Raw genomic sequence first — 21,479 nt, forward strand, 5'->3', positions numbered from 1 at the left:
GCCCGTGAGCCGGATCATCGCCGGCGCGGCCGGCGGCACCACCCTGGCCGGGGTCCCGGGCTCCCTGACCCGGCCCACCACGGACCGGGTCAAGGAGGCGCTGTTCTCCCGGCTGGACGCGTTCGAAGTGATCTCCGACGCCCGCGTGCTGGACCTCTACGCCGGCTCGGGCTCCCTCGGCGTCGAAAGCGCCAGCCGTGGTGCCGCCGGCGTGGACCTGGTGGAGTTCGCGGCCAAGGCCTCCGAGGTCTGCCAGCGCAACGCGGACCTGATCAACACCGCGTTGCGGCGCAAGGTGGTCTCGGTGCACCGCTCCAAGGTTGAATCGTTCCTGGAACGGGCGGGGGAGGGAACCCGCTGGGACCTGGTGTTCCTGGACCCGCCCTACCCGCTCGAGGAGGACGCCCTGGCCGCCGTGCTGGCCAAGCTCCTGCCGCTCCTGGCCGAGGGCGCCGTCGTCGTGGTCGAACGCTCCGCCCGCACGCCGGAACCGTCCTGGCCCGAGGGGCTGGAACGGTTCGCGGAGAAGAAATATGGCGAGACCAGGCTCTGGTTCGCCGAGCCCGGCGTGCCGACGGAGGAGACCGCCGGCGACGCCGGGGAGTAGCCCCTACTTCAGGATGGTGCCGGGGACGTCCGGCTCCGAGGGAACGATCTTGTACTTGGCCATCAGCGCACCAAGCTTGGTCAGCGTCGGCTCGTCCACGGCGCCGTCGAACTTCTCCAGGCGCAGGGTCTTGGCGACGTTTTCCGGCATCTTCATGAACGCCGGCAGCAGCGCCCGGACCTTGTCGGGGTTGCTCTGGGCCATGCTGAGCGTCTCCGTCATGGCGGCCTTGAAGTCCTTGACCACCTCGGGGTTCTGCTGGGCGTAGTTGCCGCTGGTGAACGTCACCATGGTGGGGAGCCCGGGCAGCGCGGCCTGGTTGTTGTAGGTGACCAGCTTGTTGCCGTCCGCCAGCAGCTTGGACAGGAACGGCTCCGGGACCCAGACGGCGTCCACGTTGCCCTGCGCCAGCTGAGCGCCCATGTCCTGGAAGGGCAGTTCGAGGAACTGTACCGCGTTCGGATCGCCGCCCTGCTGGGAGACGACCTCCTTGATGGTCAGGTCGCCCTGGGCGTTGATGGTGTTGACGGCGACCTTTTTCCCGGCGAGGTCCTTGGCGGAGGTGATGCCGGAATTGGCCTTCGCGACCACGCCGTTGATGTCCTCGCCGGTGGCCAGGGAGTTGGAGTACCCGGTGACGATCTTCATGTCCAGGCCCTTGTTCTTGGCCAGGAGAACGGACAGCGGGTTGCCGACGGAGAAGTTCATGGTGCCGGTGGAGACGGCGGGAAGCATCGCCGCGCCGCCCTGCCCGCTCTGCAGCTCGACCTTGAGCTTGTGCTTGGCGAAGATGCCCTCGTCGATGCCCATCTGCACGGCAGCGGACGGCGCGATCGAAATCACGCCGACGCTGATGCTGCGGAGACCGTCCGCCCCTGCGGCAGGCGCCGCGGATCCGGTGCCGGACGGGGATCCTCCGCCGCAGGCCGTCAGGAGCACCGCGGCGGCAACGCCGACGGCGGCAAAGGTCAGTCTCTTCATAACAGTCCACTTCCTTGGGGTAAGTTATCCGGCCTTCGGAGCCCGCACGGCCGCTAACCGCCTTTCCGGCGGGCCCCGGATTACATAAATGACAACCCACATAATTGATAAAGTCAATCATTATTTTTCCAACGATCTCTGTGCGCGCCGCCGGAGGACCGCGGCAGGGGCCGCGGGTAATGTTGCTGCTGTCATGCGCCCCGCGCACCCGCCAAGAACTGCGAGGATTTGTGGCCGCACCACTCACGCCGGACCCGGACCAGGGGGAAGGCTCCGCCGCCGTTCCGGACCGCCTGCTGGCCAGCGAGCTGGCCGGCGAGATCGAGTTTCTGGCCGCCCGCGCCCGCTCGGTGGGCATCGGCCACGCCAACGCGCTGCTGGCGCCACTGGAGCTGAAGGTGCGTTCCTACTCCGTGCTGGCCCTGGCCTGCAGCGGCACCGACCCCTCGCAGCGGGAGCTCTCCGGCTTCCTGCGCCTGGACCCCAGCCAGATCGTCTCGCTGGTGGATGCGCTGGAGGCCCGCGGCTTGGTGGAACGCGCCGCCGACCCGCGGGACCGGCGGTCCAAGGTCATCCGGGCCACCGCCGCCGGCCGGGACCTGTACGGCCGGGCCGCGGGGGCGGTGCGGGACGCCGAGAACACGTCCCTGGCCGCACTCAGCGGCGCCGAGCGGGACCAGCTGAGGGAGCTGTTGCGGAAGATCGCCTTCGGCTGAGCAGCCGGGTTCTGCGGTCCCAGGCCCCTTACGCTTCCGCGATCGCGTCCAGCTCGACGCCGGTGAGCACCTTCGCCGGGTGCGGCCCGCGGGCGGTGAGCGCGGCCGTCCACTGCACCGGCCAGGGGCCCTGCGTGCCGGCAAGGATGATGTTGCCGGGGTAGCGGCCGGAGAACAGGCCGGACTCGGCGAACGCGGCGACGTCCGCCATGGCCCGGCGGAGCGCGGCCACCTGGCTGTGGACCAGGGTCAGGCCCGGCTCGTCGCCGACGTTGACCACCAGCACCCCGCGCGGCGTGAGGCGGGCGGCCGCCTCCCGGTAGAACTCCGTGCAGGCGATGTGGGCGGGCGCCTCGGAGCCGGAGAAGATGTCCAGAATGACGACGTCGAAGCGCAGCTCCGGCGGCAGGGTTGCCAGGGACTCCCGGGCGTCGCCGATGACCGTGTGCAGTTCTGTGCCCTCCGGCATGGGCAGCCGCTCCAGCACGAAGTCCAGCAGTTCGCGTTCGAGTTCCACCGCGTACTGCACCGACCCGGGCCGGGTCGCCTGGATGTAGCGGGCCAGGGTGAGGGCGCCGGCGCCCAGGTGCAGGGCGGTGACGGGTTCGCCCCACGGCGCGGCGAGGTCGACGATGTGCCCGATCCGCCGCAGGTACTCGTAGAAGATGTCGTCCGGTTCGGCGAGGTTGACGTGCGACTGTTCGGCGCCGCCGATGCTGAGGATGTAGCCGCCGTCGGTGAACTCGTCCCGTTCGATCGCGGCGTGCTGGCCGGTGGTGCGCAGGAACCGCGAGCCCTCCGGGGACCGGGCGCTCACAGCCGGTCCCGCAGATTCGCCAGGCGCTCCGCGGCCTCGGCGAGAACCGACGTCCGCTTACAGAACGCGAAGCGGAGCAGGCTGCGGGTCCGTTCGGCGCCCTCGGCGTGGCAGAACACCGGGACCGGGATCGCGGCGACGCCCACCAGCTCAGGCAGCCGCCGCGCCAGGTCCAGGGCGTCCGTGATGCCCAGCGGCGCGGTGTCCACGTTGACGAAGTAGGTGCCCTGCGGGGTGAAGACATCGAAGCCGGCGGCCCGCAGCCCCTCGCTGAGGATGTCCCGCTTCAGCCGCAGGGTGTCCGCGATGCCCGCATAGAACTCGTCCGGCAGGCCGAGCCCCAGGGCGATCGCACTCTGGAACGGGGTGCCGGAGCTGTAGCTGAGGAACTGCTTGACCGTGCGCACGGCCGAGATCAGCTGCTCCGGGCCGGAGATCCAGCCGATCTTCCAGCCGGTAAAGGAGAAGGTCTTGCCGGCGGACGAAATGGTCAGGGTGCGGTCCGCGGCGCCGGGCAACCCGGCGACGGGAAGGTGCGCGGGGCCGAAGGTGAGGTGTTCGTAGACCTCGTCGGTGACGATCACGGCGTCGTGCCGGCGGGCGAGGGCGACGACGCGCTCCAGCACCTCCCGGGGGAAGACCGCCCCGGTGGGGTTGTGGGGGTTGTTCACCAGCACCACCTTGGTCCGGTCGCTGAAGGCGGCCTCCAGGGCGTCGAGGTCCGGCATGAAATCCGGGGCCAGTAGCGGCGCGGTGATATGTGTGGCGCCGGCGAGGCCGATGATCGCGCCGTAGGAGTCGTAGAACGGTTCGAAGGTGAGGACCTCATCGCCCGGGCCCACCAGGGCCAGGAGCGCGGCGGCGATGGCCTCCGTGGCGCCGGTGGTGACGATCACCTCGGTCTGCGGGTCCGGGGTCAGGCCGTAGAAGCGTTCCTGGTGCAGCGAGATGGCCTCGCGCAGCTCGATGATCCCCTTGCCCGGTGCGTACTGGTTGGCCCCGGCCGCGATGGCGGCCTTCGCGGCGTCCTTGATCTCGGCCGGGCCGTCCTCGTCCGGGAAGCCCTGGCCCAGGTTGATGGCGCCGGTGGAGAGCGCCAGGGTGGTCATTTCCTCGAAGATGGTGACGCCCAGGGTCCCGTCGGCGCCGAGCAGGTTCGCTCCGGTGGCCGTCCGCTGCCAGGGTGCCGGATTCGGGCCCTGCGTCACGGCGTGCCCGCCGTCGTGTCCGGTGACTGGTTGGCCGCCGTGCCGGCGGGGGTGGCGGTCCGGCCCGTGAACTTGTCCATGGTGGTGTAGATGCCGAAGATCCTGCCGCCCACGAAGTCCCAGGCGCGCACCGGCAGCAGCCCGCGCAGCACCTTGCCCAGCTGCGCCGTCGCCGGGGCGATCAGCTGCGGCCGGCCCTCCTGCATGGCATTCCAGGCGCGGTTGATGGCATCCCCGGGGGTCATCAGGGGCGTGAACAGCGGTCCGCGGGCGCCGGCGAACATGCCGGTGGAGATGTAGCTGGGGCAGAAGGTGGTGACCTTGAGGTGGTCGAAGCCCTGCTGCTCGAGTTCGAGCCGCAGCGAGTCGCTCCAGCCGATGACCGCCCACTTGGAGGCGGCATAGACGCTCATCCGCGGATTGGAGACGGTGCCGGCCGCGGAGGCGATGTTCAGGATGCGGCGGGGACGGCCGGCGTCGGACATCATCGCCGGCAGGAAGGCGTGGGCGACGTACATCGGGGCGAGGGCGTTGATGTCCATGGTCAAGGCAATGTCCCGTGCCGGGTCGTGCTCCCAGAACAGGGCGCCGCGGACAATCCCGGCGTTGTTGACCAGCAGGGTCAGGGGGCCCTCCGCGGCGGCCTCGGCGGCGGCGTCGGCGATTGCCTCCCGGCTGGCCAGGTCCACCTGGCGGACGACGGCGCGCGCACCCAGAGCGGTGACCTCCGCGGCGGTCGAGGCCAGGCCCGCGGCGTCGACGTCCCAGAGGATGACGACGGCGGCACCCTCCCCTGCAGCGCGCAGGGCGTACAGCCGGCCCATGCCCATTGCGGCACCGGTCACCAGGACCGTCCCTCCCGAAACGCTGAACGGCGCGGACACAGGCGCGGCAGAAGAACTCTTCGATGCTGACATGCCGCCATGCTATCCCGGCCCGCAAGCCCCATGCGGTAGGTTCGGAGGATGAGACGCGCGGTGTGCCCAGGCTCCTTCGACCCCATCCACAACGGCCACCTGGAGGTCATTGCACGGGCCGCGAGCCTGTTCGATGAGGTCATCGTCGCGGTCTCCACCAACTACGCCAAGAAGTACCGCTTCACCCTCGAGGAACGGATCGGCATGGCCCGGGAGACGCTGGCCTCGCTGCGCGGAATCGTGGTCGAGCCCGTGGGGGAGGGGTTGCTGGCCGAGTACTGCCGCCGGCGGGGTGCCTCCGCGATCGTCAAGGGGCTGCGTTCCTCCTCCGACTTTGACTACGAGCTGCCCATGGCCACCATGAACCGCCAGCTCACCGGCGTCGAGACGGTCTTCCTCCCCGCCGAGGGGCACTACCTGCACCTGTCCTCCACCCTGATCAAGGAAGTCCACACCCTCGGCGGCGACGTCTCGGAGTTCGTGCCGAAGTCGGTTCTGCGGCGTCTGGGGTCCGGCGGGGCGGTTTGAGTCCGCTCGAAGAATCAGGCTAAGATAGTACGTCGGTCATATGTTCTACAGGAGTTCTCATTAAGCGAGATGCAAGTTCGCCCCTGGCGTTCGACGTCAAGGACCTCGGACGCAGTCCGGGAAGCATGCGGACACTGAAAGAACATGTACCCGCGCCGGGTGATCTCGGCGTGGCGCTCATTGGTGTGCAGGAAGGTTCGGATGTCGAGCTGGATCTGCGCCTGGAGGCCGTACACGAAGGAATTCTGGTATCGGGCACCGCACACGTCGAAGTAACCGGCGAATGCGGTCGATGCCTGGATCCCCTTGCGTATGACCAAGAGGTCAATGTGCAAGAACTTTTCTTCTACGAGGATGCTGAATTCTCTGACGGAGAAGACGAAGAAGAGCAACGTCGAGTCGAGCACGATCTAATCGATCTTGAACCGGTGTTGCGGGACGCAGTTGTCACCATGCTGCCGTTCCAGCCGGTGTGCCGGGAAGACTGCCAGGGCCTCTGCTCCGAATGCGGAGTTCGCCTGGAAGACGAGCCGGGGCACCACCACGAGGTCCTGGATCCTCGCTGGGCTGCCCTAGCCGACCTGGCTAAGCCTGACCGGCAAAACTGATTTGTAAGTGTTGGACTAGAGAGAAATGAGTTAGCCGTGGCTGTTCCCAAGCGGAAAATGTCTCGCTCGAATACCCGCGCCCGCCGCTCCCAGTGGAAGGCAACCGCCCCCCACCTGGTGAAGACCGTGGAAAACGGCCAGGTTGTTTACAGCCTGCCGCACCAGGCAAAGGTCGTTACCGACTCGGCTGGCACCGCGCTGTTCCTTGAGTACAAGGGCCGCAAGGTCGCAGACGTCTAATCCGCCAACAGGCTGACTAAGATGTCTTCAACTGAAGAGCTTCTGAAGCGTCTCGGTGTCTCTATTGACGCCGGGACGCTTCGTCTTGCTCTCACCCATCGTTCCTACGCCTACGAAAACGGCGGCATCCCCACCAACGAGCGGCTCGAATTCCTGGGCGACTCGATCCTGGGGTTCTCGGTCACGGACGCGCTCTACCGTGACAACCCAGACCTTCCCGAGGGTGAACTGGCCAAGCGTCGCTCCGCCGTCGTCAGCACCCGGGCGCTGGCCGGCATCGGCCGCAGCATCAGCCTGGGTGACTACATCTACCTGGGCCAGGGCGAGAAGCTCACCCAAGGCAAGAACAAGGCCTCCATCCTCGCGGACACCATGGAGGCGCTGATCGGCGCCACCTACCTCTCCAATGACCTGGAGACAGCCCGGCAGCTGGTCATGCGCCTGGTGGGTCCGCTGCTGAAGGACGCCGCCGCCCTGGGCGCCGGCACCGACTGGAAGACCAGCATCCAGGAGCTCGCCGCCAGCCGGCAGCTCGGCACCATCAACTACGCGGTGGAGGGGTCCGGCCCGGACCACGCCCGGACCTTCGAGGCCGTGCTGCGCATCGGCGGCACCGACTACGGCACCGGCACCGGCAACTCCAAGAAGGAAGCGGAACAAGAAGCCGCCGCCGACGCGTGGCGCCGGCTGTCCGCCCCCGCGGAGTCCGACGGCGACGCCGCTGACGGCGCGGGCCGCCGCGATTCCGCCGCCGCCCCGGCCGGCAGCTAGGAACGCCCTTGCCCGAGTTGCCCGAGGTCGAGGTGGTCCGGCGCGGCCTGGTGAGCTGGGTCCGCGGCCGGACCATCACCGGCGTCGAGGTGCTGGACCCGCGGTCCGTCCGCCGGCACGCCCTGGGCCCCGCTGACTTCATCGGCAACCTGCAGGGCGCCCGCGTCCTGGACGTGGTCCGCCGCGGCAAATTCCTCTGGCTGCCGCTCGCGGACGCCTCCGGAGAGGCGTCCGACGGCGCCTCTACGGCCGGTGGCGCCGATGCCTCAGGCGGCGCCGCGAACGTCGCCCTGATGGCGCACCTGGGCATGTCCGGGCAGCTCCTGATGCAGGACGCCGAGGTCCCGGACGAGAAGCACCTGAAGATCCGGCTGCGGCTCAGCCCGGCCGCGGGCATGCCGGAGCAGCTCAGGTTCGTGGACCAGCGGATCTTCGGCGGCCTGTTCCTGACCTCGCTGATCCCCACCGCGGACGGCGGCCCGGGAGGCCTGGCCGAGACCCCGCTGCCGCTGATCGCCGAGGAAGCCTCGCACATAGCCCGCGACCCGCTGGACCCGCACTTTTCCTTCGACCTGTTCTACCGCCGCCTCCGGGCGCGCCGGACCGGGCTGAAACGTGCCCTGCTGGACCAAGGCCTGGTCTCCGGCATCGGGAACATCTACGCGGACGAGGCGCTGTGGCTGGCCAAGCTGCACTACGCCCGCGCCACCGACCGGATGCGCCGCGCCGACGCCGAACGTGTACTCGACGCGGCCCGGCAGGTCATGACTGACGCCCTGGCCGCCGGAGGCACCAGCTTCGATTCCCTCTATGTGAACGTCAACGGGTCCTCCGGCTACTTCGAACGGTCCCTGAACGCCTACGGCCGGGAGGGCCAGGAGTGCCGGCGCTGCGCCGCGAACGGAATCGTCAGCCTGATCAAGCGCGAGCAGTTCATGAACCGCTCGGCGCACACCTGCCCGGTGTGCCAGCCGCGTCCGCGGAACGGCCGCTGGTAGCACCGTAGTGCGCCGCCAGCCGGGCCAGTCCCTCGTCAAGGCTGACCGCGGGGGTCCAGTCGAGGAGCTCGCGGGTCCGGCGCTGGTCGAACCAGTGCGCCGTGGACAGCTGCTCGGCCAGGAACCGGGTCATCGGCGGCTCCTCCACCCGGCCGGACCGGAGCCAGGCCTTCTCCACGAGTGACCCCACGGCCCGGGCCACGCGTCCCGGCACGGACCACGCCGGCGCTGGCACGCCGCCCGCGGCGCAGATTCCGGCCAGAAGCTCACCCACCGGCCGCGGCTCGCCGTTGCTGACCACCAGCGCCAGCCCGTGGACCCGGTCCATGCGGTGCAGCGCTGCCACAATGGCGGCCGCCGCGTTGTCGATGTATGTCGTGTCGATCAGGGCGCCGCCGGCGTCCAGCAGCGGCAGCCTGCCCTGTGCGGCGCGTTCCAGGACCCGTTCGACCAGCTGGGTGTCGCCGGGTCCCCAGACGATGTGCGGCCGTACGGCGGTGACCCGGAAACCGGGTGCGTCCGCCGCGAGGGCCAGCAGTTCGGCGGCTGCCTTCGTGCGGGAGTAGTCCCCGTGCGCCCGGGCCGGGTCCGCCGGTTCGGCATCGAGGCCCGCGATCGCCTGCCCGGAATTGGCTACCGACGGGGAGGAGACCAACACCAGGTCCCGAACGCCGGCGTCACGGGCGGCCGCCAGCAGCCGGGCGGTGCCAGCGATGTTGACCTCATCGAAGTCATCGGGACGGCCGGTGAAGGAGACCTTCGCGGCGAGGTGGATGACGCCGTCAATGCCTGCGACGGCACTGCGCACGGCGGCGTCGTCCGTCACGGAACCGTGCAGGTCTGCGGCTGCCGGAACCCCGGAGGGCCGGCGCTGGAAAGTGGTGACCTCGTGGCCCTGCTCCACCAGCAGCCGGGCGACGGCGCCGCCGAGCAGCCCGCTGGCGCCGGTGACCAGTATCCTCACGGCGTGCCGGGCCGCCCGCCGGCCAGCACGGAGCCCGCCCAGCGGGCCAGCCGGGTCCGGTCGATCTTGGCGTTGTGGCGGATGTCGGTGGGCTGGGCCGGGACGGTCAGGACGGCGGAGACCTCGACGCCGGCCCGCCGTGCGGCGGCGCGGACCCGGCCGGCGAGCCCGGGCTCGGCCGGTCCCGCCTTGCGGACGGCCGGAACGGTCTCGACGACTGCGGCGACCGCCTGGGTGCCGGCCGGCCCTACGCCGACGACGGCGGCGAGTCCGACCCCGGACAATGCCTCGATGGCCTGCTCGGCTCCGACGGGTGTGACGACGCCGCCCGGGGCGGTGACCACGTGCGCCAGCCGGCCCTCCACCCAGAGCCGTCCGGCGGCGTCGAGGTGCCCGACGTCGCCGGTGCGGTGCCAGCCCGCCGTCCGGGCGCTCTCGCGCTGGGTCAGCCACAGCCGGTCGTAGGAGTCCTTGACGTGCGCGGCGCGGACCAGGATTTCCCCGGTCACTCCCGCGTCCGTGACCGGCCGGTTGCCCGGCGCGGTGCCGTCCGCGGCGAGCGGGGCCACCGCCAGTTCGGCCCCGTGCACCGCCCGGCCCACGCAGATGCCGTTTCCGGCGCCGGGCACCGTCCCGGCGGCGGCATCGGCCGCGGCCTCCCGGATCTGCACCAGGTTGATGTCTGTCACGGGAAGGGCCTCGGTCATCCCGTAGGGGGTGTGGAGTCCGGCTGCGGGGACCAGGTCCTGAAGGTCCTCGAGCAGGCTTCGCGGTACCGGGGCCCCGGCCGAGAGCAGCAGGTCCACGGCGGCCAGGGCCTGCCGGCCCTCCGGGGTGAGGGTGTCCCGGGTGGCCAGGACGTTGCGCAGCGCGGCGGGGGAGGCGAAGACCACCGTGGCGCCGATGGCGGCGGCCGCATCGGCCAGGGCCCGGGCCGTCAGGGTGCGGGGCCGGGTCACGTCCATGTCCGGGGTGACGGACACGGCGCCGAGGGCGGGGCCCAGCAGGGCGAACGGCGCGAAGCCGGCCACCAGGCGTGTGCCGGGGCGGAGGTCCAGGGTGGCGGCGAGGGTGTCCCGCATGGCGGCGAGTTGCCGGTGCGTGTACTGAACGCCCTTGGCCGGGCCGGTGGACCCAGAGGTGAACAGCACGGCGGCGGGGGCGTCGGCCGCCGGGACGGGCGGCAGGCCGGCGTCGGCCGCCGCGCCGGTGTCACCGAGGCGTTCGAGGGAGGTTTCGACGCCGAGGATCCGGCGGCGGGCCGCCGGGAGGTCGCGGACGCTGAAGCGCCGGGCCTCCCAGCCGAGGGCGGCGGCCGCGGCGAGGGCCTTGTCGATGCCGATCAGCACGTCCGGGGTGGCTCCCCGCACGGCGCGGCTCAGGCCGCGGAGCCCGAGCCCGGCGTCGGCCACGACCACGACGGCGCCCACGCGGAGGCAGGCGTAGAGGACGACGGTGAGGTCCACTCCGGGCGGAACCATCAGGCTGACCCGGGTCCCGGCGGCGACGCCGGCGCCGCTGAGGCCTCGGGCCAGGTCGGTGACCCGCCGGTCCAGTTCGCGCCAGCTGAGTGAGCGGGACACGCCCCCGTGGGGCGCCATCTCGGCTACGGCCGTCTGGTCAGCGTCGGGGCCCGAGGCAAGGACGGTCAGCGGGGCCCAGAGCGGCCCGGTCCCGGCGGTCTCTGCGGCGGCCGGTGCGGCGGCTTCTGCCGTGGGAGCGTCGGAAACGTGTTCGGTGAGCCAGGTGAAGATGGGATCCGCGATGTTGCGGTCCTCGGCCATCAGGTGGCCGGCCCCCTCGAAGCGGTGCACCTGGGCGTGCGGCAGCCGGCCAACCAGGTCCTTGAGGTACCGGTCGGAGAAGATCGGGTCCCGGGGTCCCCACAGCATCAGCGCCGGGACAGTGAGTCCGCGCACCCCCTCGGCGACGGCCGTCAGGGCCGGGTAGCTGGGGTGGGAGGCATCGGCCGGGATGTCGGCCACGAAGTTGCCCACCCCGGCGCGGCGGCGGGCGTTGCGGTACGGGGCCATGAACGCCGCGCGGACCGCGGGGTCCAGCGCCGGGTGCGCCAGGGCGTGGGTCACGCGCAGGAAGGCGTCCGACGTCGTCGTGCCCCAGCGGTGCACCGCCGGATGCAGCGCGAGCCGCAGCGCCGCGGGGATGGGCACCCCTGCGGGCTGGTGGACGGCCGTGTTGGTGAGGACGACGCCGGCGAGCCGGTCCTGGTGGGCCAGCGCCCAGCCGAGGCTGATGACCCCGCCCCAGTCGTGGCCGACCGTGACGACCGGTCCCGTCAGGCCGAGTTCGTCGGTGAGGTTGCCGAGGTCGTCGATCCGGTCCTGCAGGCGGCGGAAGGTGCCGGTCCGTTCGGAAAATCCCATGTCCAGCTGGTCCACCGCCACCACCCGCCAGGGGTGGGCGGGGTCGGTTCCTGCGGCCAGCAGGGTCCGCCAGAGGTAGGACCAGGTGGGGTTGCCGTGGACGCACAGCAGGGTTCCGGCGGGGGTGAGGCCACGCTCGGCCAGCTGGGCCGCGTTGTCCAGGATGTGCCAGCGGCGCCTTGTGCCGTGCTTGTCAGGGCCCGGCGCGGTCCCGGCACCCGAGGTCGCGGGCACGTCGATCTCGCGGGACCAGGCGGGATCGACGCCGGGCCAGGTGGCGGCTACCAAGCGATTTCCACCATCGCGGTGTTCAGGCCGGAACCGACGCCCATGCACAGCACGCGGTCACCGCTGGTGAGGGTCTGCGCCTCTGCGGCGAGGGTCATCGGCAGGGACGCAGGGCCCACGTTGCCCCAGTGCGGGAAGGTGATCGGCACCTTGTCCGGGTCCAGGTCGATCGCGTCGATGATGGCCTGGGTGTAGGCGTTGCTGACCTGGTGGGTGACGTACCTGTCCATCGAGGCCCAGTCCCACTCCGGCTGGGCTTCGCGCCACGCGTCCACCACCAGCTGCAGGCCGCCGTCGAGCAGTCCCTTGGTGTCCGTGGCCATGCCGTCGATGCCGCCGACGCAGAGTTCGTGGTGTTCGGTGCCGGCGCGGACCACGCCGCCGACGACCCGGTGCGCGCCCGGGTGCTGGTCCGCGGGACCCAGGACGGCGGCCGCGGCGCCGGAGCCGAGGGTGAGGGTGGCGAACTCGCGGTTGAAGTCCTCGCGGGTGGTCTCGGGACGCTGCAGCCGGGCCAGGGTGGCCTCCTGGGTGGCCTGTGCGTCCTCGCCGTTGACGATCACGGCGTACTTGATCTGGCCGGAGTCGATCATGGTGGCGGCCAAGGTCATGCCGTTGACGAAGCCCAGGCAGGCGTTGGCCAGGTCGAAATTCATGGCCGAGGAAGGCAGTCCCAGCCCGTGGTGGATCTTGACCGCGACAGACGGTTCGAGGTTCCGGCGGGTGACCGAGGTGTTGATCAGGAGCCCGACGTCGGAGGCCGCGATTCCGGACTCGGCGAGGGCCTTGGCGCCGGCTTCCACGGCGGCGTCGTCGAACGCCGTCCCCGGGGCCCACCAGCGCCGGTGCGTGATCCCGGCGACCCGCTCCAGCAGGCGCGGCGGGAACTTCAACCGGCGCAGCGTCCCGGCCAGGGCCTGGTCGAAGTCGCGGGAACTCACGATCGTGGGCGCCTCGACGCTGCTCACCGAAAGCAACGCGGTGTTGGTGTGCCGGAAGGTGGCATTGCCTATCAAATCAAGCCTCTGTTCGTATCTGTCCTGCGCTCCTGCGGCTCACTGCGCCGTCAAGCACAAGCCCAAGTGCTTAACTATGCCCGCTGCACATCCATTCCTGCATATGCAGTCCACGGCATCGACGGCGGGGACAGAGGGGCCCAGCGCGCCGCCGGAACCGCGATGGCGCGGATTCTGACGGTGCCCCGCAGTAGATTGTATGTAGCCGGTAGCGGCTGCCACCGCTTCATTTACCTCACCCACAGCAGGAGACCGGAACCACCGTGCACCTCAAAAGCCTGACCGTCCGCGGATTCAAGTCATTCGCGTCCGCGACGACCTTTGAGTTCGAACCCGGCGTCACCGCCGTGGTGGGTCCCAACGGTTCCGGCAAGTCCAACGTGGTGGACGCCCTGTCATGGGTGATGGGCGAACAGGGCGCCAAGACCCTGCGCGGCGGCAAGATGGAGGATGTCATCTTCGCCGGCACCTCCGGCCGGCCCCCGCTGGGCCGGGCGCACGTGTCGCTGACCATCGACAACAGCGACGGCGCCCTCCCGATCGAGTACAGCGAAGTCACCATCGCGCGCACGCTGTTCCGCACCGGCGGGTCCGAGTACGCCATCAACGGTGCCCCCTGCCGGCTGCTGGACATCCAGGAACTGCTCTCCGACTCCGGCCTCGGCCGGGAAATGCACGTGATCGTCGGACAGGGCCAGCTGGACAAGGTCCTGCACGCCACCCCCGAGGACCGGCGCGGCTTCATCGAGGAGGCCGCCGGCATCCTCAAGCACCGGCGCCGGAAGGAAAAGACGGTCCGGAAGCTGGAGGCCATGCAGGCCAACCTGGCCCGGCTCGGGGACCTGACGGCCGAGATCCGGCGGCAGCTGACGCCGCTGGGCAAGCAGGCCGCCGTCGCACGCCGCGCGCAGACCGTCCAGTTCGAGGTCCGGGACGCGCGGTCACGGCTCCTCGCCGACGACCTGGTCCGGCTGCAGTCCACGCTTGCCCGGGACGTCGCGGACGAATCGGCGCTCAAGGCCCGGCGCTCCGTCGTCGAACGGGACCTGGACCTGGGCCGGCGCCGCCAGGCGGAACTGGAGCAGCAGGCCGCCGAGGCTACGCCCGCCCTCAACGCCGCCCGTGACAACTGGTACCGGCTCTCCTCCGGGCGGGAACGGCTCCGCTCCCTCGGATCGCTGGCCGAGGAACGCCGGCGCCTGCTCGGCGCCGCGGACCCGGGACCCGCGACGGGCCGGGACCCCGACCACCTGGACCAGCAGGCCGCCCGTGTCCGGACCGAGCAGGCCGGGCTGGAAGAGCAGATCCGGCTGCGGCGGGACGCGCTCGCGGACGCCACCGCCGCCAAGCAGGAGGCCGAGGCCGCGTCCGCCGCCGAATCCAAACGCCTCGACGCCCTGTTGCGGGCCGCCGCGGACCGGCGCGAGGGCCTGGCCCGGCTGGCCGGGCAGGTCGGCGCGGCCCGTTCCCGGGTCGAATCCGCGCAGGCCGAGGTGGGCAGGCTGCGCGAATCACTGACCGCCGGCGAGGAACGCCGGCGCCAGGCCCAGACTGAATTCACCGCCCTGGAGTCCCAGGTGGCGGGAGTCGAAGACGGGGAAGAGAGCCTCGACGCCGAGTACGAGGCCGCCAGCGAGGCACTCGACGCCGTCACCGCCGAGATCGACGCGCTGAAGGCCGCCGAACGCGATGCCGACCGGGAACGCGGTGCACTCGCGGCCCGGCACGAGGCCCTGCAGCTCGGCCTGAACCGTAAGGACGGCTCCGGCCACGTCGCCTCCTCCGGCCTCGCCGGGATTCTCGGCCCGCTCGCGTCGATGCTGGCCGTCGAAGCCGGCTACGAGGCCGCCATCGCGGCGGCGCTGGGCCACTGCTCCGACGCTGTCGTGGTGGCCGACCGGGCCGCGGCCACCGCCGCGCTCGGCCTGCTCCGGGAAGAGGACGCCGGCCGTGCGTCGCTGCTGCTCGCCGCGGCCGTTGCCGGGAGCCGGGACGACGTGCCCGGGACAGCGGCGCTGCCGGCCGGGGCACGCCCGGCGGCCGGACTGGTTGCTCCGGCGGCCGACGCGGCGGACGCCGTGCCCGTGCGTGGGCTGCTGGACCGGCTGCTGGCCGGCACCGCGGTCGTCGAGGACGACGACGCCGCCGCGTCCCTGCTGGCCGACCACCCGGAGCTGACCGCCGTCACCCGGGCGGGGGATGTCTTCACCGCGCTTGCCGTCCGCGGCGGCTCGGCTTCGGCCCCGTCGCTGCTGGAGGTACAGGCCGCCGTCGACGACGCCGCCGCCCGGCTGGCCGCCGTGACCGCGGAGCTGGAACGCACCCGCTTCGCCCTGGCGGCCGCGGCGCCCCGGCGGGCGGAAGCGCAGGAGCGCGCGGACGCGGCCCTGGACAAACTCCACGAGTCCGACGCCCGGCTCGCGGCCGTGGCCGAACGCCTCGGGCACTTGAATTCCGTGCTCCGCAGCGCCGCGGGGGAGAGCGAACGCCTGGCCGCCTCCCTGGCCCGCGCCGAGGCCGCGGTCACGGTCGAACAGGATGCCCTGGAAACGGTGGCCGCCCGGCTGGCCGCCGCGCAGGAGGCCCCTGCGGAGGAGGAACCTTCCCAGGACCAACGGGACGCCCTCGCCCAGACCGCGGCCGCGGCCCGCGCGGCCGAGATGGAGGCCCGGCTGGGCCTTCGCAGCGCCGAGGAACAGCTCACCGCCATCAGCAACCGTGCTTCCTCGCTGGAACGGGCCGCCGCCACCGAGCGGCAGGCCCGCGCCGAGGCAGCCGAACGCGCCCGCCGCCGCGCCCTGCAGGCCCGCCGCGCCGCCGCCGTCTCCGCCGCCGTCGCCCAGGTGGCCCGCTTCCTGGACGTGTCGGTCGAGCTGGCCCGCGTGGACCGGGACCTTGCCGAGGAGCGCCGCACCCGGCTGGACCAGGAACTGGCGGAGGTTCGGACCGGCAACGACGCCCTGGCCCGCGAACTGACGGAACTGACCGACTCCGTACACCGGGACGAGCTGGCGCGGGCCCAGCAGCGCCTCAAGATCGAGGCACTCGAGCTGCGCAGTGTCGAGGAACTCGGGCTCAGCCCGGACCAGCTGGTGGGGAGCTTCGGCCCGGACCAGCCGGTGCCGGTGCCGGCGGAGGAGACCGGGGACAAGTGGGCGGCCCTGCGCGCGCCCGTGGACGAAGACGGCCGCGCCATCCTCGAGGGCAAGCCCTTCGTGCGGGAGGAACAGGAAAAACGGCTGCGGAAGGCCGAACGGGACCTTGCCGCCCTGGGCCGGGTCAACCCGCTGGCCCTGGAGGAATTCGCCGCGCTGGAGGAACGCCACCAGTTCCTCAGCACCCAGCTCGAGGATCTCAAGGCCAGCCGCAAGGACCTGCTGGACATCATCAAGGACGTCGACGACCGGGTCCAGAAGGTCTTCGCTGAGGCCTTCGAGGACACCGCCCGGCAGTTCGTCCGGGTCTTCGCCCGGCTCTTCCCGGGCGGTGAGGGACGGCTGGTCCTGACCGACCCCAGCGACATGCTGACCACCGGCATCGAAGTGGAGGCCCGTCCCGCGGGGAAGAAGATCAAGCGCCTCTCGCTGCTTTCAGGCGGCGAGCGGTCCCTGACGGCCGTGGCGCTGCTCGTGGCCATCTTCAAGGCCCGGCCCTCGCCGTTCTACGTCATGGACGAGGTGGAGGCGGCCCTCGACGACACCAACCTGGGCCGGCTCATCACGATCTTCGAGGAGCTCCGCGAATCGAGCCAGCTGATCGTCATCACCCACCAGAAGCGCACCATGGAGGTCGCCGACGCCCTCTACGGCGTCACCATGCGCGGCGACGGCGTCTCCACCGTGATCAGCCAGCGGCTCGGCGCCGAGGTCTGAGCCGGGGCCGATTGGGCCGCTGACCGGCGGCTTTAGCGGTTATGAGAAGCTAGGGGAGTGAACGACATCCTCCCTATCATCCTGCCCATTATCGTTGCCCTGGTGGTCATCGGTGCCCTCATTCCGGTGCTCGTGAGGACCCGGAGGAACATCACTAACTACCCCACGCAGCGTGACGCCAACGACCCCGTCCAGGGCACCGTCAGCGGGACCCTGCTGGAGGACCGGACCGGCGCCCCCGCCCGGGACACCGAAGGCCTCGAGGACCTCGGAACCGTGGAGGTGCCGGACGACGCCGCCGGCTTGGAGACCCTCCCGGTCGAAACGCCGCTGCCGGTCGCCGGCCGGCTGACCCGGCTGCGCGAACGCCTCGCCAAGTCCAACAACGTCCTCGGCAAGGGGCTGCTGGCCCTCCTGTCCTCTGACAAGATCGACGAGAACGTCTGGGACGAGGTCGAGGAGACCCTGCTGCTCGCGGACCTGGGAACCGAGCCGACCATGCAGTTGGTGGACGCCCTCCGCGCCCGCGTCAAGGTCCTGGGCACCCGTTCCCCGGAAGAGGTCAAGGCGCTACTGCGCGAGGAACTGCTCAAGCTCGTCGACCCGACCATGGACCGTAGCCTGAACGTCCAGCGCCACGCGGACAAGCCGGCCGTGATGATGGTCGTCGGCGTCAACGGCGTCGGCAAGACCACCACCGTCGGCAAGCTGGCCCGCGTCCTGGTCGCCGAAGACAAGGACGTCCTGCTCGGCGCCGCGGACACCTTCCGCGCCGCCGCCGCCGAACAGCTGGCCACCTGGGGCCAGCGCGTCGGCGTCCCCACGGTCAAGTCCGACATCGACGGCGCGGACCCCGCCTCCGTCGCCTACGAGGCCGTGAAGGCCGGCATCGACCAGGAAGTCGATGTCGTCATGATCGACACCGCCGGCCGCCTGCAGAACAAGGTCGGCCTGATGGACGAACTCGGCAAGGTCAAGCGCGTCATTGAGAAGCTCGCCGAGGTCGACGAGGTGCTGCTGGTCCTGGACGCCACCACCGGCCAGAACGGACTGAACCAGGCCCGGGTCTTCGCCGAGGTCGTTAACATCACCGGCATCGTGCTCACCAAGCTGGACGGCACCGCAAAGGGCGGCATCGTCGTGGCGATCCAGAAGACCCTCGGCGTCCCGGTCAAGCTCGTGGGTCTGGGCGAAGGCGCGGACGACCTGGCCCCGTTCGACGCCGACAGCTTCGTGGACGCGATCCTGAACTAGGGCGATCCTGAGCTGGACCAGGTGCCCTAAGCGGCCGCCGGGGCTGCGGGCCGGAACGTTTCCCGCGCCAGCAGCCATCCGGCGGCCGCGGCCAGCAGTACCCCGCCGGTGACGCCGAAGGCCCAGCCGTAACCCAGCCGGTCCGCCAGCAGGCCTGCGATGACCGGCCCCACGATCGCGCCGCTGTCCTGCGTCATCTGGAACACCGCCAGCACCTTGCCGCCGGAGCGTTCGTTGCCGATCACGTCCGCGATCGCGGCCTGCTGCGCCGGGCCCAGCAGGCCGGAACCGATGCCGGCCACCGTGGAGGCCAGGAGGAACAGCGGCAGATCGTGCGTCAGGCCAATCGAGGCGGTAGCCAGGCCGGTGACCACCAGGCCGGCCAGCATCATCGGCTTCCGGCCGGCGGAATCCGCGAGCCGTCCCGAGAACGTCAGCGCCACGGCGTTGCCGGCCGCGAACACCGCCAGCGCCCAGCCCGCGGAGGACGCCCCGGCGCCCAGGGCCGCGACGGCGAACAGCGGCACCGTTGCCATCCGCACCCCGAACGTGGCCCAGCCGTTCGCGAAGCTGGAGGCCAGCCCTGCGCGGTAGGCGCTGTCCCGCACGGCGTCGCGCAGCAGCATGGCCGGAGCGGCTGTGCCGGCCTCCCGGGACCCGGAGGGGACGTGCGTGAGCTGGGTCTGGACGACGGCGGCGGCCAGCACCAGCGCGGCGGCGTAGGCCAGGAACGGCACCCGCAGGCCGAATCCGGCCAGCAGGCCACCGACGATCGGGCCGCAGACGTTGCCGATCAGGAAGGCCGAGGCGTACGCACCGGAAACCCGGCCGCGGCTCTCGGGCGGGGCCAGCCGGACCACCAGGGCCATCGACGCCACCGTGAACATCACCGAGCCGGCGCCGCCGAGGCCGCGGAACACCAGCAGCTGCCAGTAATCCTGGGCGAAGGCACACGCCGCCGTCGACGCCGCCACGATCAGCAGCCCGGCGACGTACACCGGCCGCTCGCCGAGGCGCACGATCAGCGCACCGCCTGCCGGGGCGAAGACGAGCCGCATGAAGGCAAAGATGCTCACAATCACCGCCGCCGCCGTCGCCCCGACATCGAACGTCGTCGCGAACTGGGGGAGCACCGGCGCCACCAGCCCGAAGCCCAGCGCGATCAGGAAGGCCGCGGCCAGCATCACCTTGATGTCGCGGGGGAGCCGCGGACCGCGGGAGGGCCTTAGGGCGGAGAGAAGGCTGGAATCCCTGGCGGGACGGGCTGTTTTGCTCATGGTGCTGCTTTCGATGCCTGGATGAGGCCGGTGGGGGGATGGGTCCGCGTGAAACACAACCGTAACAAGCGCGAGACGCACCATTTACTTCCGGGAGGTTCTTGTAACAGCCCGGCAATCTAAATCCCGAGCCGGTGAAACACTACGCCAGCAGACTCTTTGTAGAACGCAAAATGCGTTGAACTTGCGGACTGGATCCGCACCTAAGAGCAAGAGAGGACGCAGACCATGGAACTCACCGCGGGTCTCGTTTGGCTCCTGGTCGCAGCAGCGCTCGTGCTGTTCATGACCCCGGGCCTGGCATTTTTCTACGGCGGCATGACGCGCGCCAAGTCAGCCTTGAACATGATGATGATGAGCTTCGTCGCCATCGGCACGGTCGGCATTGTCTGGGTTCTGTGGGGCGCCTCCATGGCCACCAGCAACGAAGACAACTTCTTCCAGATCTTCGCCAACCCCTTCAGCCACTTCGGGCTGCACAACTTCACCGACCCGGCGGACCTGCTGAAGGTCGGATACGCCGCAACCTTCGCGATCATCACCGTGGCCCTGATCTCCGGTGCCGTGGCCGACCGCGCCAAGTTCTCCGCCTGGGTCATCTTCACCCCGATCTGGGCGACCCTGGTCTACGCCCCCATGGCCTTCATGGTCTGGGGCGGCGGCCTCTTCTCCAAGGACGGCTGGTTCGGCCAGACGTTCGCCCCCGTGATCGACTTCGCCGGCGGCACCGTGGTCCACATCAACGCCGGTATCGCCGGCCTGATCCTGGTCCTGGTCATCGGCAACCGTAAAGGCTTCGGCAAGGACCCGAACCACCGCCCGCACAACATCCCGTTCGTCATGCTCGGTGCCGCCATCCTCTGGTTCGGCTGGTTCGGCTTCAACGCCGGCGCCGCTGCCACGGTCGAGCAGGCCGGCCTGATCTGGGTCAACACCCTCGCCGCCCCCGCCGCCGCCATGCTCGGCTGGCTCGCCGTGGAGCGGTTCCGTGACGGCCACCCGACCTCCCTCGGTGCGGCATCCGGTGTGGTCGCCGGCCTCGTCGCCATCACCCCGGCCTGCGCCAACGTCTCCCCGCTGGGCGCCATCATCCTGGGTGTCGTCGCCGGTGTCGCCTCCGCCCTGGCCGTCGGCCTGAAGTTCAAGTTCGGCTACGACGACTCGCTCGACGTCGTCGGCGTCCACCTGGTCTCCGGCGTCGTCGGCACCGTGGCCATCGGCTTCCTGGCCACCCCGTCCCAGGGCACCGCCGGCCTCTTCTACGGCGGCGGCAGCACCCAGCTCGTCGCCCAGGCCCTGGCCGCCCTGTTCTCGATCATCTTCACCGCCGTGATGACCTTCATCATCGCCTTCCCGATCCACAAGCTGATGGGCTTCCGGGTCTCCCAGGAGCAGGAAGTCGTGGGCGTGGACCTCAGCCTGCACGCCGAGACCGCCTACGAGTTCGGCCTCAGCGGCCGGGGCGGCAGCTTCCAGCCGCTGCACGAAATCATCACCGGCAAGTCGCTCGGCGGCGAGGCCGTCCAGCTCCCGGCCGAGGACATCGCCGGCGTCCCGCAGCACGGCAAGCAGACCGCAGCAGGCAAAGAAAGCGTGGAAGCATGAAACTGATCACCGCCATCGTCCGACCGGAAAAACTCGACGCCATCCGTGAAGGCCTGGAAGCCTACGGGGTGCAGGGCCTGACGGTCAGCGCGGCCAGCGGCTACGGCCGGCAGCGCGGCTACACCGAGGTCTACCGCGGCGCCGAGTACAACGTGGACCTGCTGCCGAAGATCCGGGTGGAGGTGCTGGCCACCGACGAGCAGGCCGATGACATCCTCGATGTCATCATCGCCAGCTCCAACACTGGCCGGGCCGGCGACGGCAAGGTCTGGACCATGGACGTCTTCGAGGCGGTCCGGGTCCGCACCGGCGAACGCGGCGCGGCCGCCATCTAGCTGCAATCCCTCCAGCCGCGGACCGACTCAGCGGAACGCGAATGAGGGTTGCGAACAATGGGCCGGGCACCTGAACAGGTGCCCGGCCCGCTT

At 70.7% G+C, this 21,479-nt stretch carries 19 protein-coding genes; 11 read left to right on the top strand and 8 right to left on the bottom strand.

Annotated features, from left to right (window positions below):
• Nucleotides 1-4: 4 nt before the first annotated feature.
• Nucleotides 5-607: a 16S rRNA (guanine(966)-N(2))-methyltransferase RsmD gene (gene rsmD, locus AB0O44_RS04870; RefSeq protein WP_364134954.1), complete on the top strand. Its 603-nt coding sequence runs from the start codon at nt 5-7 to the stop codon at nt 605-607.
• A 3-nt stretch (nt 608-610) separates the two neighbouring features.
• Here rsmD and AB0O44_RS04875 read toward each other — a convergent pair whose 3' ends face one another.
• On the bottom strand, nt 611-1,588 hold the full coding sequence (locus AB0O44_RS04875) for an ABC transporter substrate-binding protein (protein WP_364134957.1): 978 nt from the start codon (nt 1,586-1,588) through the stop codon (nt 611-613).
• Nucleotides 1,589-1,818: 230 nt separating this feature from the next.
• Here AB0O44_RS04875 and AB0O44_RS04880 point away from each other — a divergent pair, with 230 nt between their 5' ends.
• On the top strand, nt 1,819-2,304 hold the full coding sequence (locus AB0O44_RS04880; protein ID WP_290257511.1) for a MarR family winged helix-turn-helix transcriptional regulator: 486 nt from the start codon (nt 1,819-1,821) through the stop codon (nt 2,302-2,304).
• A gap of 28 nt (nt 2,305-2,332) precedes the next feature.
• On the opposite strand, the gene AB0O44_RS04885 is transcribed toward AB0O44_RS04880, so the two are convergent.
• The 3 genes from AB0O44_RS04885 to AB0O44_RS04895 form a co-directional block, all read right to left on the bottom strand.
• Complete coding sequence (locus AB0O44_RS04885; protein ID WP_364134961.1) at nt 2,333-3,121, bottom strand: fused MFS/spermidine synthase; 789 nt, start codon at nt 3,119-3,121, stop codon at nt 2,333-2,335.
• On the bottom strand, nt 3,118-4,230 hold the full coding sequence (locus AB0O44_RS04890) for an aminotransferase class I/II-fold pyridoxal phosphate-dependent enzyme (protein ID WP_364135787.1): 1,113 nt from the start codon (nt 4,228-4,230) through the stop codon (nt 3,118-3,120). The genes AB0O44_RS04885 and AB0O44_RS04890 overlap by 4 nt, the downstream gene beginning before the upstream one ends.
• Nucleotides 4,231-4,325: 95 nt before the next feature.
• Entirely contained in the window at nt 4,326-5,246 is a 921-nt protein-coding gene (locus AB0O44_RS04895; protein ID WP_364134964.1) for an SDR family NAD(P)-dependent oxidoreductase, read from the bottom strand.
• A 48-nt stretch (nt 5,247-5,294) separates the two neighbouring features.
• On the opposite strand from AB0O44_RS04895, the gene coaD reads away from it, so the two are divergent.
• The 5 genes from coaD (at nt 5,295) to mutM (ending at nt 8,391) form a co-directional block, all read left to right on the top strand.
• Entirely contained in the window at nt 5,295-5,774 is a 480-nt protein-coding gene (coaD, locus tag AB0O44_RS04900; protein WP_290257515.1) for a pantetheine-phosphate adenylyltransferase, read from the top strand.
• An 83-nt stretch (nt 5,775-5,857) separates the two neighbouring features.
• Nucleotides 5,858-6,382 carry a DUF177 domain-containing protein gene (locus AB0O44_RS04905; protein WP_364135790.1) on the top strand — a complete coding sequence of 175 codons (525 nt, stop codon included), beginning with the start codon at nt 5,858-5,860 and terminating at the stop codon, nt 6,380-6,382.
• Between the two features lie 36 nt (nt 6,383-6,418).
• Complete coding sequence (rpmF, locus tag AB0O44_RS04910) at nt 6,419-6,622, top strand: 50S ribosomal protein L32 (RefSeq protein WP_056738282.1); 204 nt, start codon at nt 6,419-6,421, stop codon at nt 6,620-6,622.
• A 21-nt stretch (nt 6,623-6,643) separates the two neighbouring features.
• Nucleotides 6,644-7,393: a ribonuclease III gene (rnc, locus tag AB0O44_RS04915; protein WP_364134969.1), complete on the top strand. Its 750-nt coding sequence runs from the start codon at nt 6,644-6,646 to the stop codon at nt 7,391-7,393.
• Between the two features lie 8 nt (nt 7,394-7,401).
• A complete protein-coding gene (mutM, locus tag AB0O44_RS04920; protein WP_364134972.1) occupies nt 7,402-8,391 on the top strand; it encodes a bifunctional DNA-formamidopyrimidine glycosylase/DNA-(apurinic or apyrimidinic site) lyase in 990 nt (329 codons plus the stop codon).
• On the opposite strand, the gene AB0O44_RS04925 is transcribed toward mutM, so the two are convergent.
• The 3 genes from AB0O44_RS04925 to AB0O44_RS04935 are packed head-to-tail and all read right to left on the bottom strand — an operon-like array spanning nt 8,327 to nt 13,043.
• Nucleotides 8,327-9,355, bottom strand: a complete 1,029-nt coding sequence (locus tag AB0O44_RS04925; protein WP_364134975.1) for an NAD-dependent epimerase/dehydratase family protein — start codon at nt 9,353-9,355, stop codon at nt 8,327-8,329. The genes mutM and AB0O44_RS04925 overlap by 65 nt on opposite strands.
• On the bottom strand, nt 9,352-12,027 hold the full coding sequence (locus tag AB0O44_RS04930; RefSeq protein ID WP_364134978.1) for an alpha/beta fold hydrolase: 2,676 nt from the start codon (nt 12,025-12,027) through the stop codon (nt 9,352-9,354). The genes AB0O44_RS04925 and AB0O44_RS04930 overlap by 4 nt, the downstream gene beginning before the upstream one ends.
• Nucleotides 12,021-13,043, bottom strand: a complete 1,023-nt coding sequence (locus AB0O44_RS04935) for a 3-oxoacyl-ACP synthase III (RefSeq protein WP_290257521.1) — start codon at nt 13,041-13,043, stop codon at nt 12,021-12,023. The genes AB0O44_RS04930 and AB0O44_RS04935 overlap by 7 nt, the downstream gene beginning before the upstream one ends.
• 263 nt (nt 13,044-13,306) lie before the next feature.
• Here AB0O44_RS04935 and smc point away from each other — a divergent pair, with 263 nt between their 5' ends.
• Both smc and ftsY read left to right on the top strand, forming a co-directional pair.
• A complete protein-coding gene (gene smc / locus AB0O44_RS04940; RefSeq protein ID WP_364134982.1) occupies nt 13,307-16,915 on the top strand; it encodes a chromosome segregation protein SMC in 3,609 nt (1,202 codons plus the stop codon).
• A 57-nt stretch (nt 16,916-16,972) separates the two neighbouring features.
• On the top strand, nt 16,973-18,169 hold the full coding sequence (gene ftsY, locus AB0O44_RS04945; RefSeq protein WP_364134985.1) for a signal recognition particle-docking protein FtsY: 1,197 nt from the start codon (nt 16,973-16,975) through the stop codon (nt 18,167-18,169).
• A 26-nt stretch (nt 18,170-18,195) separates the two neighbouring features.
• On the opposite strand, the gene AB0O44_RS04950 is transcribed toward ftsY, so the two are convergent.
• The gene (locus AB0O44_RS04950) at nt 18,196-19,446 is read right to left on the bottom strand and encodes an MFS transporter (RefSeq protein WP_364134988.1); all 1,251 of its coding nucleotides are present in this window, start codon (nt 19,444-19,446) and stop codon (nt 18,196-18,198) included.
• Between the two features lie 228 nt (nt 19,447-19,674).
• Here AB0O44_RS04950 and AB0O44_RS04955 point away from each other — a divergent pair, with 228 nt between their 5' ends.
• Entirely contained in the window at nt 19,675-21,051 is a 1,377-nt protein-coding gene (locus tag AB0O44_RS04955) for an ammonium transporter (protein WP_290257528.1), read from the top strand.
• The gene (locus tag AB0O44_RS04960) at nt 21,048-21,386 is read left to right on the top strand and encodes a P-II family nitrogen regulator (protein WP_136322366.1); all 339 of its coding nucleotides are present in this window, start codon (nt 21,048-21,050) and stop codon (nt 21,384-21,386) included. The genes AB0O44_RS04955 and AB0O44_RS04960 overlap by 4 nt, the downstream gene beginning before the upstream one ends.
• Nucleotides 21,387-21,479: the final 93 nt, after the last annotated feature.

This window comes from Arthrobacter sp. NPDC080082 (genome assembly GCF_040686595.1).
GTDB lineage: Bacteria > Actinomycetota > Actinomycetes > Actinomycetales > Micrococcaceae > Arthrobacter.